The 17,056-nt window shown below is 28.9% G+C and carries 17 protein-coding genes; 7 read left to right on the top strand and 10 right to left on the bottom strand.

Features of this window, described 5'->3' with window-relative positions:
* Positions 1-10 precede the first annotated feature (10 nt).
* The 8 genes from ACQ3F0_RS19225 to galU form a co-directional block, all read right to left on the bottom strand.
* Positions 11-1,003 (bottom strand): LacI family DNA-binding transcriptional regulator, encoded by a 993-nt coding sequence (locus ACQ3F0_RS19225; protein ID WP_428867216.1) that lies wholly within the window; start codon positions 1,001-1,003, stop codon positions 11-13.
* Positions 1,004-1,272: 269 nt separating this feature from the next.
* A complete protein-coding gene (locus ACQ3F0_RS19220; protein ID WP_487250446.1) occupies positions 1,273-1,806 on the bottom strand; it encodes a permease in 534 nt (177 codons plus the stop codon).
* Positions 1,807-1,809: 3 nt separating this feature from the next.
* Positions 1,810-2,286, bottom strand: a complete 477-nt coding sequence (locus ACQ3F0_RS19215) for a permease (protein ID WP_428867213.1) — start codon at positions 2,284-2,286, stop codon at positions 1,810-1,812.
* A gap of 145 nt (positions 2,287-2,431) precedes the next feature.
* Positions 2,432-3,136 carry an MgtC/SapB family protein gene (locus tag ACQ3F0_RS19210; protein ID WP_428867211.1) on the bottom strand — a complete coding sequence of 235 codons (705 nt, stop codon included), beginning with the start codon at positions 3,134-3,136 and terminating at the stop codon, positions 2,432-2,434.
* Positions 3,137-3,164: 28 nt separating this feature from the next.
* Positions 3,165-4,229 carry an ABC transporter ATP-binding protein gene (locus ACQ3F0_RS19205; protein WP_428867209.1) on the bottom strand — a complete coding sequence of 355 codons (1,065 nt, stop codon included), beginning with the start codon at positions 4,227-4,229 and terminating at the stop codon, positions 3,165-3,167.
* 12 nt (positions 4,230-4,241) lie between these two features.
* Complete coding sequence (locus ACQ3F0_RS19200) at positions 4,242-5,930, bottom strand: ABC transporter permease (RefSeq protein WP_428867208.1); 1,689 nt, start codon at positions 5,928-5,930, stop codon at positions 4,242-4,244.
* A gap of 123 nt (positions 5,931-6,053) precedes the next feature.
* On the bottom strand, positions 6,054-7,154 hold the full coding sequence (locus ACQ3F0_RS19195) for an ABC transporter substrate-binding protein (RefSeq protein ID WP_428867207.1): 1,101 nt from the start codon (positions 7,152-7,154) through the stop codon (positions 6,054-6,056).
* 145 nt (positions 7,155-7,299) lie between these two features.
* Entirely contained in the window at positions 7,300-8,163 is an 864-nt protein-coding gene (gene galU / locus ACQ3F0_RS19190) for a UTP--glucose-1-phosphate uridylyltransferase GalU (protein WP_428867205.1), read from the bottom strand.
* 398 nt (positions 8,164-8,561) lie between these two features.
* Between galU and ACQ3F0_RS19185 the strand changes: the two genes are divergently transcribed.
* From ACQ3F0_RS19185 to ACQ3F0_RS19170, 4 genes are all read left to right on the top strand, one after another.
* Positions 8,562-9,161 carry an acetate uptake transporter gene (locus tag ACQ3F0_RS19185; RefSeq protein WP_428867204.1) on the top strand — a complete coding sequence of 200 codons (600 nt, stop codon included), beginning with the start codon at positions 8,562-8,564 and terminating at the stop codon, positions 9,159-9,161.
* Positions 9,162-9,274: 113 nt separating this feature from the next.
* A complete protein-coding gene (locus ACQ3F0_RS19180; protein WP_428867202.1) occupies positions 9,275-10,114 on the top strand; it encodes a mechanosensitive ion channel family protein in 840 nt (279 codons plus the stop codon).
* A 130-nt stretch (positions 10,115-10,244) separates the two neighbouring features.
* Complete coding sequence (locus ACQ3F0_RS19175; protein ID WP_428867201.1) at positions 10,245-10,802, top strand: NAD(P)H-dependent oxidoreductase; 558 nt, start codon at positions 10,245-10,247, stop codon at positions 10,800-10,802.
* Positions 10,803-10,836: 34 nt separating this feature from the next.
* A complete protein-coding gene (locus ACQ3F0_RS19170) occupies positions 10,837-11,496 on the top strand; it encodes a hypothetical protein (protein ID WP_428867199.1) in 660 nt (219 codons plus the stop codon).
* Positions 11,497-11,608: 112 nt separating this feature from the next.
* Here ACQ3F0_RS19170 and ACQ3F0_RS19165 read toward each other — a convergent pair whose 3' ends face one another.
* Positions 11,609-12,766: an SEC-C metal-binding domain-containing protein gene (locus ACQ3F0_RS19165; RefSeq protein ID WP_428867198.1), complete on the bottom strand. Its 1,158-nt coding sequence runs from the start codon at positions 12,764-12,766 to the stop codon at positions 11,609-11,611.
* A gap of 259 nt (positions 12,767-13,025) precedes the next feature.
* Here ACQ3F0_RS19165 and ACQ3F0_RS19160 point away from each other — a divergent pair, with 259 nt between their 5' ends.
* The gene (locus tag ACQ3F0_RS19160) at positions 13,026-13,976 is read left to right on the top strand and encodes a M15 family metallopeptidase (protein ID WP_428867196.1); all 951 of its coding nucleotides are present in this window, start codon (positions 13,026-13,028) and stop codon (positions 13,974-13,976) included.
* A gap of 246 nt (positions 13,977-14,222) precedes the next feature.
* Here ACQ3F0_RS19160 and ACQ3F0_RS19155 read toward each other — a convergent pair whose 3' ends face one another.
* The gene (locus tag ACQ3F0_RS19155; protein ID WP_428867195.1) at positions 14,223-15,545 is read right to left on the bottom strand and encodes an aminotransferase class V-fold PLP-dependent enzyme; all 1,323 of its coding nucleotides are present in this window, start codon (positions 15,543-15,545) and stop codon (positions 14,223-14,225) included.
* Positions 15,546-15,818: 273 nt separating this feature from the next.
* Between ACQ3F0_RS19155 and ACQ3F0_RS19150 the strand changes: the two genes are divergently transcribed.
* Entirely contained in the window at positions 15,819-16,196 is a 378-nt protein-coding gene (locus ACQ3F0_RS19150; RefSeq protein WP_428867194.1) for a GntR family transcriptional regulator, read from the top strand.
* A 5-nt stretch (positions 16,197-16,201) separates the two neighbouring features.
* Positions 16,202-17,056 (top strand): ABC transporter ATP-binding protein, encoded by an 855-nt coding sequence (locus tag ACQ3F0_RS19145; protein ID WP_428867193.1) that lies wholly within the window; start codon positions 16,202-16,204, stop codon positions 17,054-17,056.

Genomic DNA, 17,056 nt, shown 5'->3' with positions numbered 1-17,056 from the left:
AAAAATAATCTTACTTCATAGTTGACTCTCTAATGATTAGCTCAAAATCCATAACTATATTATCTATTTGTGTATCTTTATTTTTTATTTTATCAATGAGCATTTTACATGATTCACAGCCAATCCGATACATCGGTTGCGCAATAGTTGTAATTGAGGGGTTCATCATTGTAGCAAATTGAATATTGTCAAATCCTACAATTGCTATATCCTCTGGAACAGATAAACTCGCCTCTTTTATAGATTTAAGAGCCCCTATAGCTAGTACATCTGAAACTAAAAAAACTGCATCAGGCTTTTCCTCCAAAGAAAGTAACTGTTTCATACCTCTTTGCCCAGATTCAAAATCAAGTTCACCATTGATTACATATTCGTCCTTATATTCTATCCCTGCTTCCTTAATTGCTTTTTCATACCCTTCCTGCCTTAATCTTGCATAAAGAAATCTTTTATCAGAATTTATTATAGCTATTCTCTTTTTTCCAATTGACAATAAATGCTTTACTGCTTTATAACCCGCATTAAAATTATCAATTGTAACATATGGAATATCCAATTCTTTGGTATATTCACAGCATTGAACAATTGGATATTTACTTCCTACCTCTTTCAATATACCAATATCTAAAGTTGGATCCATTGATATTAATCCATCTGCAAGCTTCTGTTTTAACAGATTAATATAAATTTTTTCTCTATCTAAATCAGAATCCGTCTGACAAAGTAACACACTATAGCCGAATTTCCTTGCTATATCTTCAATTCCATGAACTATTTTTGTGTAAAAAGGATTTGATATACTAGGCATTAATGCCAAAATCATTCTACTTTCTGATCTCCGTAAATTTCTACCTAACATATTGGGTTCATAATTTAACTTCTTAATGACAGATTCTACTTTAATTCTTGTTTTAACTGCTACAACATTGCTTTTATTTAATACCCTAGAAACAGTTGCTACTGAAACACCTGCTTCTCGTGCAACTTCTTCAATATTAGCCATATTAAAACTCCTTTCATCAGCTGTTAAATGTAACGGATTACATTTTTGTCGAATTTTTTTATCTTATAAATCACCCTAAATCAACCTCTGTAATGGATTACATGTTTAATTATAGAATATTTTTACATTTTAGTCAATAAATTTATTTTGTTTTTTCTAATTATTTTGTAATCCATTACAAAATCTGTTACAAACATTAAGAAATGTGTTCTTCTCCAAATTAAAAAGAATACTACAACTTTGCGTTATAATATTCTTCAAGTTACTGTTTAAATATCCAATGAGTTTTTATATACTTCCTCAACCTTTTCCTTTGGAATAATAATTTGAAGTAAATAAGCTATTATAATTATTCCAGGTATGTCAATTAATAATCTTGTAATTGCAAATTTTGCTCCTAAAGAAGACATTTCGAAAAGAAACATAGGAATTTTAGTAGTAGACCATGCTCCTATAAAAATTAATAAATTACTAAATTTCACTCCTTTTTTCATAAACACTGCTGCTATAGGAAAAGCTCCATATAAAGGTCCTGCTGCTGCTGAACCAATAACAAATGCTAATATAATTCCCTTTACCCCAGAATCTTCACCCATGTATTTCATCATAACTTCTCTAGGAACCCATACATCTAAAAGACCTAATAATATAAAAATTGGGGGAATAATTAATGCCATTTGCTTAAAACTCCCTATAGAAGTTCTTATTGCCTTATTTCCAATTTCAAAATTAAAAAATGTTATAATTGCTGTAATTAAGATCATTATCATAAAGAAACTATATCTTCTCAAAATATTCTTCATCATTTATACCACCCTTCCAATAATATAAGCTACTAAAAATGAAAACATAAAAGCAAAAACATTTCTTGAAATTGCAACCTTCTTACCAAAGTACTTCATCTCAATTGGTAAAGTTATAATTCCAACCATCATAAGTGTTGAAATAAATGCTGCAATTTGTGTATATCCTGCTCCATTTTTTAAAAGCAAAGCAGATGTTGGAAAAGCTATGAATCCTGGGATTAGAGTTATTGATCCAACTATTGCAGATAATAAAACTCCAAAAACCCCCGAGTTATTTCCTATTATTTTTGAAATAACATTAGGATTCAAAAGTGCTAACATAATTCCAACTAAAGTAATTACCCCTAGTAGTTCTGGTAATAACTTAGAAAAAGCTTTCCAAGCCTTTTTTAAAGATTTCTTAGTCTTACTCTTATCTTTGTAATAAGAAATACTTAACAAAACTATAGTAATAATATACAAAATATAATCTCCCATAATAATTTCCCCCTTTTTAATTGAGCACATTAGTCTCTGTATTCATTGATTATACTATGATTACAACACAAAAAGTAATTTAGTCGAACTTACTTTTTGTGGTTTAACCCTACTATAATTTAATAAATAAAAGGTCAAGCCACTTTTACAGTAACTTAACCTTATATATCCCATCAATTTTTACGAGATTTTGAATTATATTTGAATCTTTTATTGCCCTTGGTATAAGTATTGTATACAAACTCTTCTTATATTCCTGCTCTTCATTTTTTTCTTCATCATCTAAAAGAAATTCAATCTTTTTTATTTTTATATTATATTTTTCAAAATATGCTTCTGAATTAGCAATAAAGCTTTTATCAAAATAATGTATTTCTAATTTAACTATTTTCCCTTTGCCCAGTAACTTCGTTTCAACTCTTTTGAGAGATACAAGAACTATAAACACTCCCAATGTTGCAACCACACTTAAAAAATAATATCCTAATCCAACTGCTAGTCCTACACATGCAACAGCCCATAAACTTGCTGCTGTCGTTAATCCTTTTACCGAGCCTTTATCTCTTATTATGGTTCCTGCTCCTAAAAATCCCACACCTGTTATCACTTGCGCTCCAAGCCTTCCCATATCAGCTTTTAAGACGCCAGCTAACTCTGGATTTTGTAATACTTTATTCATAGTAACTTCCACATCATAAAGCTGTATCATTGATACTACCGCTGCTCCAACACACACTAAAATATGAGTTCTAAATCCTGCAGGTCTATTTTTAAATTCTCTTTCATAACCCACAATTCCTCCGATTAATACTGCAAGTGTTAGTCTGATTATTACTTCATAGTATAGCAATTAATTCCCCCTTTTTACTTAAATAATCCTATGGTAAAATGTGTAAAGATTCATTGTCTAATCCAATATTCATAATCTCTCCAATCTGATATACCCTCTTACCAAACGGATTTGCTTGACCTATATTGATACTTTTACCTTTCCAATTAACTTCATATTCATGATTTTCACCCATAAACCTACTTTTAGTAACTGAAGTTTTAAAATCATCCTTTCCAATAATGATACTCTCAGGCCGAATAACTATTCTAACTTGTTTTCCAATATCGTACTCTTTATTTGATATTACTTCATATACTACATTATCAATACTAACTTTATAAAGATTATTGTATTTTTCTTTTATTATACCATCAATTATATTTGCTTTACCAATAAAACCTGCAACAAATTCATTTGCTGGTTTTTGATAAATATCTTTTGGAGTTCCTACCTGTTGAATAATTCCATCTTTCATAATAACTACTTTATCAGAAAGTCCCATGGCCTCTGATTGATCATGTGTAACATATAAAGATGTTATCCCTACATGCTGCTGAATTTTTCTGATTTCATCACGCATGTGTATTCTTAATTTTGCATCTAAATTTGAAAGAGGTTCATCAAACAAAAGAACACCTGGTTCCATAACAAGAGCTCTAGCTAAAGATACCCTTTGTTGTTGCCCTCCAGACATTTGAGACGGTACTCTATCGAAAAAATCTTCCATTTTCATTAATTTCAAAATTTTTTCAACTCTTTTTTTCACTTCACCTTTTGATAGTTTTTGAAGTTTAAGCCCATATGCTATATTATCATAAACATTCATATGTGGAAACAGTGCATAATTTTGAAATACTAAAGCTGTATCTCTTTTATCAGGGGTTAAATTTGCAACATCATCATCTCCAATGAATATTTCCCCCTTTGTTAATGTTTCAAAACCTGCTACCATTCTTAGAATTGTTGTCTTTCCACAACCAGAAGGTCCAAGTAATGTTACAAACTCACCTGGTTTTATATCCAAGTTCACATTATCAACTGCTAATACTTGTGTGTTTTTATTAGTTACAAATATTTTTGTCATATTTTTAATCAAAATACCTTTGCTCATAGAGAATTCCTCCTACAATTCTAACTTATCATTATTTATTCCTATTTTTGATAATAGAAAATTCATAAATGCAATCACTGATCCAACTATAATTATTAATATAGTTGAATATACACTTGCAACGCCTATTTTCCCTTGATCTATCTGACTCATAATAGTAACCGTCAAAAGATTGTATCTAGCTGATACAAGGAAAATTATTGTACTCACCAAAGTCATACTTCTAGCAAATGCATATACTAATCCACTAAAAAATGCAGGCTTTATCATTGGAAGAGTAATTGAAGTAAAAACTTTTTTACTTGAAGCACCAAGTACATTTGCTGCTTCCTCAATCGATGGATCTATTTGATGCAAAGATGCCATTCCTGAACGAATTCCAACAGGCATAGATCTCATAATAAATGCAATTATCAAAATCACAGCTGTACCTGTCAAAACCAAAGGCTTTTTATTATAACTTAATACGTAACCCAAACCAACTACAGTCCCTGGAATTGCAATAGAAATCATTGTTGTAATATCCAAGTAATTTCTACCTACAAATTGCTTTCTCACTACTAAGAAAGCAATAATCATTGATAATATTCCAGTAATGGGAGTAGCTATCAAAGCTAACATAGTTGTATCAAGTACAGGTTTAATTCCTAAATTTATTACATACTTAAAGTGGTCAAGAGTTAAAGAATAATTTACTCCCCATAATTTAATAAAAGAACCTATTGGAACTAATATATACATCATTCCTACAAAAATACTTATTAATATAACTGTTAAATGAATAGGTCTAACTATCTTAGGATCATCAATAAGTACCCTTTGACGAGATACTTTGCCTGTTACTGTAACATATGATTTTTTGCCAATATAAAATCTTTGAAGTAAAAATGCAGATATTGAAATTAGTAAAAGAATTATTGCCAGTGCGGTTGCTCCACTCATATCTAGACTACCTATTCCTTGCATATATATCTGCACTGCCATTGTAGTATAATTCCCACCAATAACCATAGGATTACCAAAATCTGCAACTGATTGTATAAATACCAACAACGCAGAATTTGCTATTCCAGGAATCATAAGTGGAAATGTAACTGTTCTGAAAACTTGCCATCTAGATGCCCCTAAATCTCTAGATGCCTCTTCTACTGAAGGATCAATTTGATGTAATAGTCCAACTAGCATTAAATATGCAACTGGAAAAAAAGTTAGAACTTGTACTAAAACGAGACCTTTAAATCCATAGATTTCTGCATTTTTCATTCCAAATAACCCTTTAGTAATAAGACCAACTCTACCAAATAGTAATATAGCTGACAATCCTATTAGAAAAGGCGGAGATATTATTGGCAATATTGCTATAGCATTTAATATACGCTTATTTGCCATATTTACATAAGCTGCTGCATATGCGAATATAAATCCAATAACAGTTGAAATTAGACTGACTGTTATACCAAGCTTTAATGTATTAAATATAATATCTTTATTATATGAAAGTCTGAATATTTCGCTATAATGGTGTATAGATAGTGCATCTTCATAAAAAAAACTCTTTTTCAGTATATTCACCAATGGAAAAACAATAAACATAGTTACTACTGTAAGTACTGCAATGATTGTAGCAAATAGAATAGGGTCATTAATAACCTTTTTCATATTATCAAATTGGGATTTAATTCTTAACTTATTGGTTTTCATTTAAACCCTCCCAAATAAAAATTTATTTTATTCTCTATTTCATTTAATCTTTGCTTTTTTAAAACAATTCTGTTTTTCAATAAAAGTGTCCACTCAGGGACACTTTTATCAATTTCTAGTATTTTATTCTGTTGGAGGAGTTGTTTTTGTTAGTTCCATAAATTTTTCTAGGAATGTATCTCTATTATCTCCTGCCCAAACAAAATCATAATCAATCAATTTTGTTCCTTTTAATGTCATTGCTTGCTCAGGTGGATTTGCATCTGGATTAGTTAAAAATTGGAACGAACCAACTGTTTTGCCTAATTCTTGTCCTTCTTTACTTAAACACCAATCTACAAACATTTTTGCTGCTTCTTGGTCTGGACCATCTTTTATAATTGCTACCGCACCGATTTCATAACCTGTTCCCTCTTCTGCTGCTGTAAATATCAAATCCTTGTACCCTTCTTCTTGATATTTAATTGCATCATGAAGAAAACCTAAAGCTATAGGTGCTTCTCCCATACCAACCATTCTACCTGGTGCGCTACCTGATTTAGTATATTGTCTCACTTGCTCATTAAATTTTTGTAAGTATTCAAAGCCTTTTTCTTCGCCTTTTAGTTGTAAAATAGTAGCTAAGAAATTATATGCTGTAGAAGATGATCCTGGATGAGCTATAACTATATTCCCTTTAAATTCTGGTTTTAAAAGGTCATCCCAAGTTTTTGGTAACTCAAGGCCATTATCTTCTAACCACTTTTTATTTCCTTCAATACCAAGGTATCCTGAATATATCCCTGTCCACGCTCCATCAGGATCCTTAAATTTATTAGGGATTTTTTCTGCTACAGGCGATTTATAGTTTTCCAAAAGGCCTTCATTTTTAGCTGCGATAAATGTCAACGCTCCACCTCCATACCAAACGGAAGCTGATGGATTGTCTTTTTCCGCTTGTATTCTAGCATATATTTCTCCGCCACTCATTCTAACCATTTCAGTTTTTACACCTGTTGCTTTTTCAAATTCTTTCATTGCAAGCATTGCATGATCTTCCATTAATCCCGCATAAACAGTTAACTTCAAGTCTTTCTTCTCAATTTCCTTCGAACTTTCAGATGCTTTTGAATTATTAGTAGTATTTGTCTCTGAAGTAGTTGTCGTTTTGCTATTACCACAACCTGTTAATAGCATACTGAAAACCATAGTAAAAATTATTAAAATAGACAATGATTTTTTCATATACTTTCCCCCTAAAAAATATTATTGTTAATATTTACCAATTATATCTTAATTATATACGAAAATCACGTATATGTCCATGCCGAAACCTTACCTGTTCTTTTTAATTTATACAGCAAAAAAGAGACCTTTCTTGGTCTCTTCTTTATCTATAAAGTGTTTTTAAATATTCTTGGAACGGTTCTCTCAAATCATCTCTTTTTAAAGCGAATTCTACAGTTGCTTGAAGAAATCCTAATTTATCACCAACATCATATCTTCTTCCTTCAAAAGTATAAGCATACATAGCTTCTTGAGATATCAATGATAAAAGAGCATCTGTCAATTGAATTTCTCCACCTTTACCAGGTCTTGTATTTTCCAAAATCTCAAATATCTTTGGAGTTATTATGTATCTACCTAAAATCGCTATATTCGATGGTGCTTCTTCCATTGAAGGTTTTTCTACCAAGTCTTTAACTTTATATACTCTATCTTCAATATGAGTTCCTTTAACTATGCCATATTTAGATACATCCGATTTCGGAACCTCCTGTACACCTAATATACTAGTTTTATACTCATTAAAACAATCAATCATTTGCTTTAAGCAAGGAACTTCACTATCTACAACATCATCACCTAATAAAACGGCAAATGGTTCATTTCCTACAAAAGCTCTAGCACAAGCTATTGCATGACCAAGTCCCTTAGGTTCTTTTTGCCTTATGTAATGAATATCTACCATATTAGTTATTTCTCTTACCATATTTAACATTTCATCTTTATTTTTACTTTCTAATTGAAGCTCTAATTCTACAGATTTATCAAAATGATCCTCAATAGCTCTTTTATTTCTTCCTGTTATTATTAATATTTCTTCGATTCCTGAAGCCACTGCTTCTTCAATAATATATTGAATTGTTGGCTTATCAACTATTGGTAGCATTTCTTTAGGTTGTGCTTTCGTTGCAGGTAGAAATCTAGTTCCCAAACCAGCTGCTGGAATTATGGCTTTTCTTACTTTCATAGTACCACTCCTTTTGGTGCATAGCACCTCCATTGTTTTATTTAACTTATATACCATATTTATATTCAATAACTATTATTATATCATAATGATTTTGAATATTTTGTTGTTTTATGTAAAATTTTTTTAAATTATGAGTCTACACATACCACTAAAATTTAAATAGTTTAATTAGTAATCTTCCTATCTTTCAATAGATTTTATTTAAATAAAATCTGTAATGCAGTCGATTAGGTAAATTTCTTACTAATACATCATATTTTGTCTTATTTTATTATCTGATATTTCACATTTTTTAAACATATTAAAATTTCATTGACTACATTAATTAAACTTTGTTATACTTAGTCTGGTATTATTCACTTGAATAATGATAGGAATTTTTGGAGGGTTTATTTATGAATGAAAGAAAACTTATTGTTGCTGATCCAACTCCATTAGGATTATTTGGACTTGCTATGGTTACTTTAGTTGCATCTTCTCAAAAACTTGGTTTAACAACAGGTGTCTCTTTAGTTATTCCATGGGCAATATTTCTAGGTGCATCAGCTCAATTGTATGCATGTATTCAAGATGCTAAGAAAAACAATATTTTTGGTGCTACTGCATTTGGAGCTTATGCTTTTTTCTGGTATGCCGTTGCATCTACATGGATGATTCAATCTGGTGTGTTTGGTGAAAAACTTGCAGAAACTGCTGATATTCATCAATTGGGTTTCGCATTTGTAGGATATCTTATATTTACAATTTATATGACTATAGGTGCAATGGAAACACACAAAGTTTTGTTCTTAATTTTCTTAAGCATTGATTTCTTATTTATTGGACTTTCTTTAAGCACATTAGATATAGCTCCTCATCTAGGACATACTATAGCTGCTTATTCTGAATTTATTTGTTCAATGTTAGCATTCTATGGTTCAGCTGCTTCAGTTTTAAATACTCATTTCGGAAAAGTATTTTTACCTGTTGGAAAACCATTCGGAATATTTAAGTAATATTTAATTAATCACCTTCTTAAATGGAGGTGATTTTTTATTGACCTTCTATACATTTTCAACTATAATTATAGGAATATATTTAAATAGTTGTATTCAGGAGGAAACCATCATTGAAAGGATTTTTAACAAATTACCTTTTACTAATATCAAATTCAACATTGTTTACAAGATTTATAATAACTCTATCAATTATTTTTCTAGGTAACATTATAATAAAAATTTCTAATACCTATTTTGACAAATCAAAAATGAAGCCATCAAAAATAATGAAAATTAAAAGAAGATATTCATTATTTATTCGTATTATAGTAGCAATCTTCCTAGCTCCTGTTTGGCTTTATAATTCAAAAGAACTCCTTACCTTCTTAGGTTTATTTTCAGCAGGTATGGCATTTGCTTTTAGAGATATAGTAGCTAACTTTCTTGGATGGTCAATTATCAATTCTCATAAAATTTATCAGGTTGGTGATAGAATTAAAATTGGAAACAACATAGGTGATGTGTTGAAGATTGATTGGTTTCATACAACTATAGTTGAAGTAAAAAAAGAGAATGGCTATTACGGACAAAGCACTGGGAGATATATATTAATTCCTAATATTAAAATTCTTACTGAAGAAGTTGTTAATGAAAATAACTCTTTTCCTTATACTTGGAATGAGATAACTTTTAAAATCCCTTTGGATTCTAATTGGAAAAAAGAAAAGAATGTAATACTCCAAGCTGCCGATATAACATTAGGAGACTATACTTCAAAAATAAAATCTGCTTTAGAGCATGCTTCAAAAGAATACCCTATATACTATAAAAATATTGGCCACACAATTTATACTTCTTTTGAAGAAGACAAAATCATTTTGAAACTTAGATTCATGTGTAAATCGAAAAATTTCAGAAACATTGAGCATTCAATTGTAGAATACTATCTTGAGAATAAAACTAATTTATAGTTGCTAAATTTTTGTAATGAAATTGCCATAAAAATGTCCTATAATAATATTATCAGGTTTTTTTGAAAATTCATATTCTTTAAATATTATAAGTTTTCGTAATCTTTATCTATACATTTGGAGGTTTAATATGAAAATTTTATTAGTATGTGACAGTGAATACAAGGACAAGCTTTACGAGAAATTTAAGCAATCTTATTTAACTGCCGCTAAAGGTATTGGTCATGAAGTGAATATTATTGAAATAAAAAAAGATGATTACAAGTACTGTACTGGATGTTTTAGTTGTTGGGTAAAAACACCTGGAGAATGTATAACAAAAGATAAAAGCAGATATTTTAACGAAATAAATATAAAATCTGAATTAGTAATTTACTTAACGCCTATAGTTTATGGCTGCTATAGTGCTAATATTAAAAGTCAGCTTGATAAAAATATCCCAACTATACTTCCATTCTTCAAAAAAATCAATAATGAAACTCATCATAATACAAGGTATAGTAAATATCCTAATCTGATATTTGTTGGTTTTAGCAATGATATTACAGAAAAAGAAATGAATACTTTTTACAATCTTACAAAACGAAACAGTATTAACTTTCATAGTAAATCTACTCATACATATATTGTAAATGATAAAAAAAGCTTTACAGAAATTAATAATGAATTGCAAAATATGTTATTATAACAATCACCTCAATTATTAAGTAGGAGGATGTATAATGAAAAAAATAAGTCTCGTTAATGCAAGTCCAAAGGGTCAAAAAAGTACTTCAAATTACCTTTTAAAAGAGTTTAGTAGATTATTAGATGCTGATGAGTATGAAGAAAATTTTATTAATATTACTTCTTCTAACAACAATAACACCTTTGACACTCTTGCAAATAGTACAATTATAATTTTAGCTTTTCCTCTTTATATTGATTGTCTTCCGGCTGTTTTAATTAACTTTTTGAATAAATACGAAAGTCACTTAAATAATCACAATAATTTGCCCAAAGTATATGCTATAGTAAATATGGGTTTTCCTGAACCTGAACAAACCAAAACAGCTCTAGAAATTGTAGAAAATTTTTGTATAAAAACAAATCATTCATATCAATACGGACTTGGTATTGGTATGGGGGGAGCAATAGGAACAAATCCAAAATCTCGTTTGAATAAAGGTATTACAAAGCCTATTTATTCTGCTTTTGTGGAGATGGTTAATAGTTTTAATGCGGATAATACAAATACTTGTACTGATTGCATAAAAGAAAATCAATATGTTACTCCAAGCGTCCCAAAATTCTTATATATTTTTTTAGGGTCTCTAAGCTGGATTAGACAAGGTCACGAAAATGGACTAAAGAAAAAAGACTTACTAAGAAAACTTTACTAAATCAAAAGAGAGCAATAAATTATTGGAGATATAGAATAATTTATTGCTCTCTTCTATCAATTAGATTCAATTTTCGAAAGTTATGAAAAGTTGAGAACTGTCCCTAATTAGTTTAACCGCAGCATTTTTTGTATTTTTTACCACTTCCGCATGGACATTTTTCATTTCTACCTATTTTTTTCTCTCTTCTAATTGGTTTTGTAACTGGTAGGGGTTTTCTATTCGTTAAAGTATATTTAGATTTTTTTTGGAATTTTTCTCTGATTTCTTTTGGCGTATTGCCCTTTAGATTCCACATTCTTAAATTATCACTTAAACCATTTACGAGATTTCTTAATTTATTTTTTTCTTCTTCACCATTTAACTCTATATTTTCAGTTAGAATTTCAATAGCTTTTTTAGTTTCAACTGAATTTTGAACTCTAAATATAAATTCCCATATTAATGTTTTTGCTTTTACTTCGTCAACATTCTTTTCTCCAACTAAAAAACTATAAAGCTCTTCCCCTTGAAAATTAAAATTATTTTCATAGTGTTCTTCAAATAACTTTGGTGTAAGAGGATAATATTCTAATTCTTTTCTAACAGTTTGTTCTTTTAAAGTGCTTAAAATGTTTTCCAGGTTTACATGGTATATATAAGGAGAATTAATTTTGAAATTTTCACCATATTTATCTTCTAAAATTAAAGATGTATTATAGTTAATATCATTAGCTAAATCTATTGAATCAAAGCTTGTCTCAATAATTTTCTCTAAATCTAGTTTATTTATAATTCCATAGTAATGAATATAAGCTGCTATTAGAATAGTATATTTTTTTCTCTGTAACATATACTCTTCTATTTCTTTAGATTTTACTATGTCCTTTATTGTTCCCATAATATTTATAGGTACTATTATTATTTTTAAATTATCTTCTATTGTGCCGTAAAAAGCTAATCCTAATTCTTTAAGGTTAATAGCTATTCCATACATATCTTCATTATAAGGTATGTAATTTCCTTGGCCTTTTTCGAATTTCTCTATGATAGTCTTTAAAGCTTTGTAAGCATCATAAATTAAATTTCCAGTTATGTATTCTTCATCAATTTCCTTTGCTTTGTTACCCAGTACTTCTACTAAATCTGCTTTTTTTAGCTTACTAACATTAGTAAGTTTTAAATGCTTTCTAATTTCAATTAATTCATCTTTTTTTAATTTAATTAGACATTCTTCATAAGTCAAATTTAAATCAATTTCTTTAAATATCAAATTTCTTTCAGTACTCATTAATCAATTCCTCCTATATTCTTTCGTTAACCTGTGTGTCAAAAATTTTTTGATACTTTAATACAATACATATTTTATCTTGTATCAAAATATCTTTAGATTTTTTCCACCCTAACTATTTAATCATATTACATAGAATTTAACAAGGTAGTCAATAGTATTTAGTTTATGTTATCATGTAAGTAATATAATTATAGATTTATATTTTGGGGATTATTTATAAAAATATAAATTATTTACTGCCATCGGAGGAAAACTAATGAATCTTATTTTAAGGAAATACTCAATATTACTATTTATACTTCTCATTTTAACTAGTTGCTCAACTAAAAATGAAAAGAATTCAAACCAACTTACTAATTATAAAGAAAATGTATTATCAAAAGAGGAAAACCATTTACTAAGCGAACAAACTGTAAATAATAATGTTAATTCTAAAGATTTATCTACGCTTCATAAATATCTTAATTCTAGTGTAATTGATATTATTTTTCAATTTAATAATGATTTCAATAAAAAAAATATTGAAGATACTAATGAAAATCTCTCTTTGGATAACGAGGAAGAAGATGAAACCCCTACAATATCTAAAGCTTACGAATTACCTAAAGGTTTCGTTTATATAGATGATGTTATTCCAAATATTCTTATTGATGCTAAATACTATACTGGCGATAATTTTATAGGTAGAAAAATCGACGGATATGAAGCTAACTTAGCTATATTGAGCGTACAAGCTATAGAATCATTAGCTAAAGTTCAAAATGATTTAAATTCAAAAGGGTTAGGACTAAAAATATATGACGGCTATAGACCTCAAGTGGCAGTAGACCATTTTGCAAAGTGGGCTGTTGATTATGATGATACATTAATGAAAGCTGAACATTACCCTAGAGTAAAAAAATCCACTCTGTTTAAATCAGGATACATTGCGCACAAATCAGGACATTCTAGAGGAAGTACAGTTGACTTAACAATTATTAATTTAGATACAATGGAAGAATTAGACATGGGAACTTCTTTTGATTTTTTTGGAGTAGAAGCTCATTTTTACTATAAAGGATTGACTAAACTACAAAAAGAAAACCGAAATTTATTAAAATCTTCAATGGAAAAATACGGTTTTCGTTATTATAAAAATGAATGGTGGCATTATACTTTAAACAATGAACCTTATAAGAAAAAATATTTTAATTTTGCTGTAAAATAATCATATTCTTTAATGTAAAAAGTAAAATCATTTTTTTATACACAAATACAACAATATTTCATAATGTAATGGTGTAAATAACTTATGTGGGATTAGAACATAGACTATATTATACAAGATTATTAAAAATCGAAGATGCAGCAGCGGAATCTTCGAAAAATAAAAAGAAATGATAAAATGCCAGGTTAAGTATAAATTAATACTTATACCTGGCAATAATTAATACTATCTAAATATGGTTTACATTTATTGATAATACTTTTCTCTATTCTTAATGAGTTTTTCTAAATGATATATAAATCTATTTATTTCTTCAAAAGTATTATAAAATCCAAAACTTATTCTTACCATACCAGGTTTATGACTATTTGTTCTAATTCTTTCTTTAACTTCTTCATCAGTCATCTTTAATAATCTTTGTACATATGGATGTGCACAAAAACATCCATCTCTAACAGATATACCACCTTTGTATGATAAATATTTTGCTACAGTTTCGTGAGAAAGTCCTTCTATATTAAAAGTTATAATACTAACTCCATCACATTTTTCTCCCGAATCTTTTCCATAAATTTTAGAACCCTTACAGAAAAATTTTATATGCGGTAATTGTTTCATCTTATTTACTGCATATTTTGTTAATTTCTTTTCGTATTCTTCAATATTTTTCATACCAATTTCTGATAATGCATTCATTGCAGAGGCCATTGCCGCTGCTCCAACTGCATTAGGTGATCCTGGTTCATCTTTTAAAGGACTCTTATCCCATTTTATATAATTATGTGTAACTATTTCTACATTTCCACCACCTGGATAATCAGGTGCTACCCCTTGAAATATATCCTTTGGACCAATTAACACACCACATCCAAATGGCGCATACATTTTGTGTCCTGAAAATACCAAAAAATCAAGATAATCATTTTTGCTTTTTCCGCTCATATTAACATGTGCATGTGGAACTAATTGTGCTCCGTCCACCATAATCATAGCACCATATTTATGAACTATGCTTGCTATCTTATAAATTGGATTTTTATACCCTGTTACATTTGAAGCTCCTGTTACAGTAACCAATTTTACAGCTCCATTATAATATTGTAGTTTTCTTTCCATATCTTCTAGAGATAAAACACCGAATTCATCTATATTAATATAATCAATCTTAAATTTTCTCCAAGGCAAGTCATTAGAATGATGTTCCATATCTGTAGAAAGTATCACTGCATCTTTATGATTTGTATATAAAATATTGGAGAGCTTGTTTATAGCTTCTGTAGCATTTTTCACAAAAATAACTGTATTCTTTTTAATATCTGCACCTACGAATTTCGCTACAATTTTTCTACATTCATCATATAGTTTGGTAGATGCCTCTGATTTGAAGCCAAATCCTCTATGAGATGAAGAATATATAATTAGAAACTTAATTACATCACTTATGACCGTTACTAAAGCTGGCGTAGTTGCAGCGTTATCAAAATTAACAGCTTGTATTTTTTCACCATTTTCTAAAGGGACTTCGTAATCTACTCCATAAATTAACTTTCTAAAATCTCTAATTTTCATACTATCACAGTCCTATTTTTTATTAGCCTAATTGACTTAATACTTTATAAGTTCTATTAACATTTTGAAAAATTTTTAAAGTGCTTAGTATATACTATTATAATTATTAAGGGACGGTTCTTAACTTTCCGTAACTTTCATAGAATTCTTTGTTCTTTTCTGATTTATTCAAAATTCATATTGACAACAGTATATTATTGCGTGTATACTGTTAATAGACATTATATACAGTATATATAATATATACGGAATTTAATTGTAAAGGAGATAAATATGCGAATTTTAATATCTAATTCATCGGATAAACCCATATATGACCAGATTGCAGAACAAATCAAAAACCTGATAATTAAGAATGAATTAGAGGAAGGGATTGCACTGCCGTCTATAAGAAGTCTAGCAAAAGAGCTCCAGATAAGTGTAATTACTACCAAACGTGCTTACGAAGAACTTGAAAAAGAGGGTTTTATCGAAACTGTGAGGGGCAAAGGCTCTTTTGTTGCTGCTCAAAATAAAGAACTATTAAGAGAACGAAAATTAAAAATAATTGAAGATCAATTAGCAGCTGCAGTAAGAGAAAGTAAATTATTAGGATTAACATATGAAGAAATCGCTGATATGCTAAAAATATTATTTGAAGAGGTGGAGTAAATTTTATGGAAAATATTTTAGAAATAAATGATTTGAGAAAAGTATACGATGGTTTTACTTTAAAAAATATTAGTTTTGATGTTAAAAAAGGTTACATTATGGGTTTTATTGGACCTAATGGAGCTGGCAAAAGCACAACAATTAAGCTAATAATGAATTTGATAAAAAGAGATTGTGGTAATATTAAATTATTTGGTCTTGATAATATGAAGGATGAAAGAGCTATTAAGGATAGGATTGGTTTTGTGTACGATGAAAGCCGTTTTTATGAAAATTTTTCTATCAAGCGAATGAGTAGCATGATTGCTCCTTTTTATAGCAAATGGAATCAATTTACCTTTGAAAAATACCTAAAAGACTTTGATTTAGACCCAAAAAAGAAAATTAAAGATTTGTCAAAAGGAATGAAAACCAAATTTTCTTTAGCTATTGCTCTATCACATGATGCTGAGTTTATAATTATGGATGAACCTACTTCTGGACTAGATCCTGTTTTTAGAAGAGAAATATTAGAAATTCTCCATTCAATTATTGAAGATGAAAACAAAAGCATATTCTTCTCAACTCATATTACTTCTGATCTTGATAAGGTTGCTGACTATATTACTTTCATTAATAACGGAGAAATTATTTTTTCTCAAGAAAAAGATATTGTAATGGATAATTACGGTTTAGTAAAAGGTGGTTTAGAGTTATTGAATGAAAAAACTAATAAAAATTTTGTGGGCATTAGAAAAAATTCTTTCGGTTTTGAAGCTTTAACACCTAACAAGAGAGAAATTAGAAAAATTTTTAGGGATAATATTTTAATAGAAAAACCAACTTTAGAAGATATTATGGTTTATTCAGTTAGGAGGTAA

The sequence above is a fragment of the Clostridium sediminicola genome (assembly GCF_050402865.1).
Classification (GTDB): domain Bacteria; phylum Bacillota; class Clostridia; order Clostridiales; family Clostridiaceae; genus Clostridium_AF; species Clostridium_AF sediminicola.
Note: the sequence above shows the minus strand (reverse complement) of the source record. Positions and strands in the feature narration are given on the sequence as shown.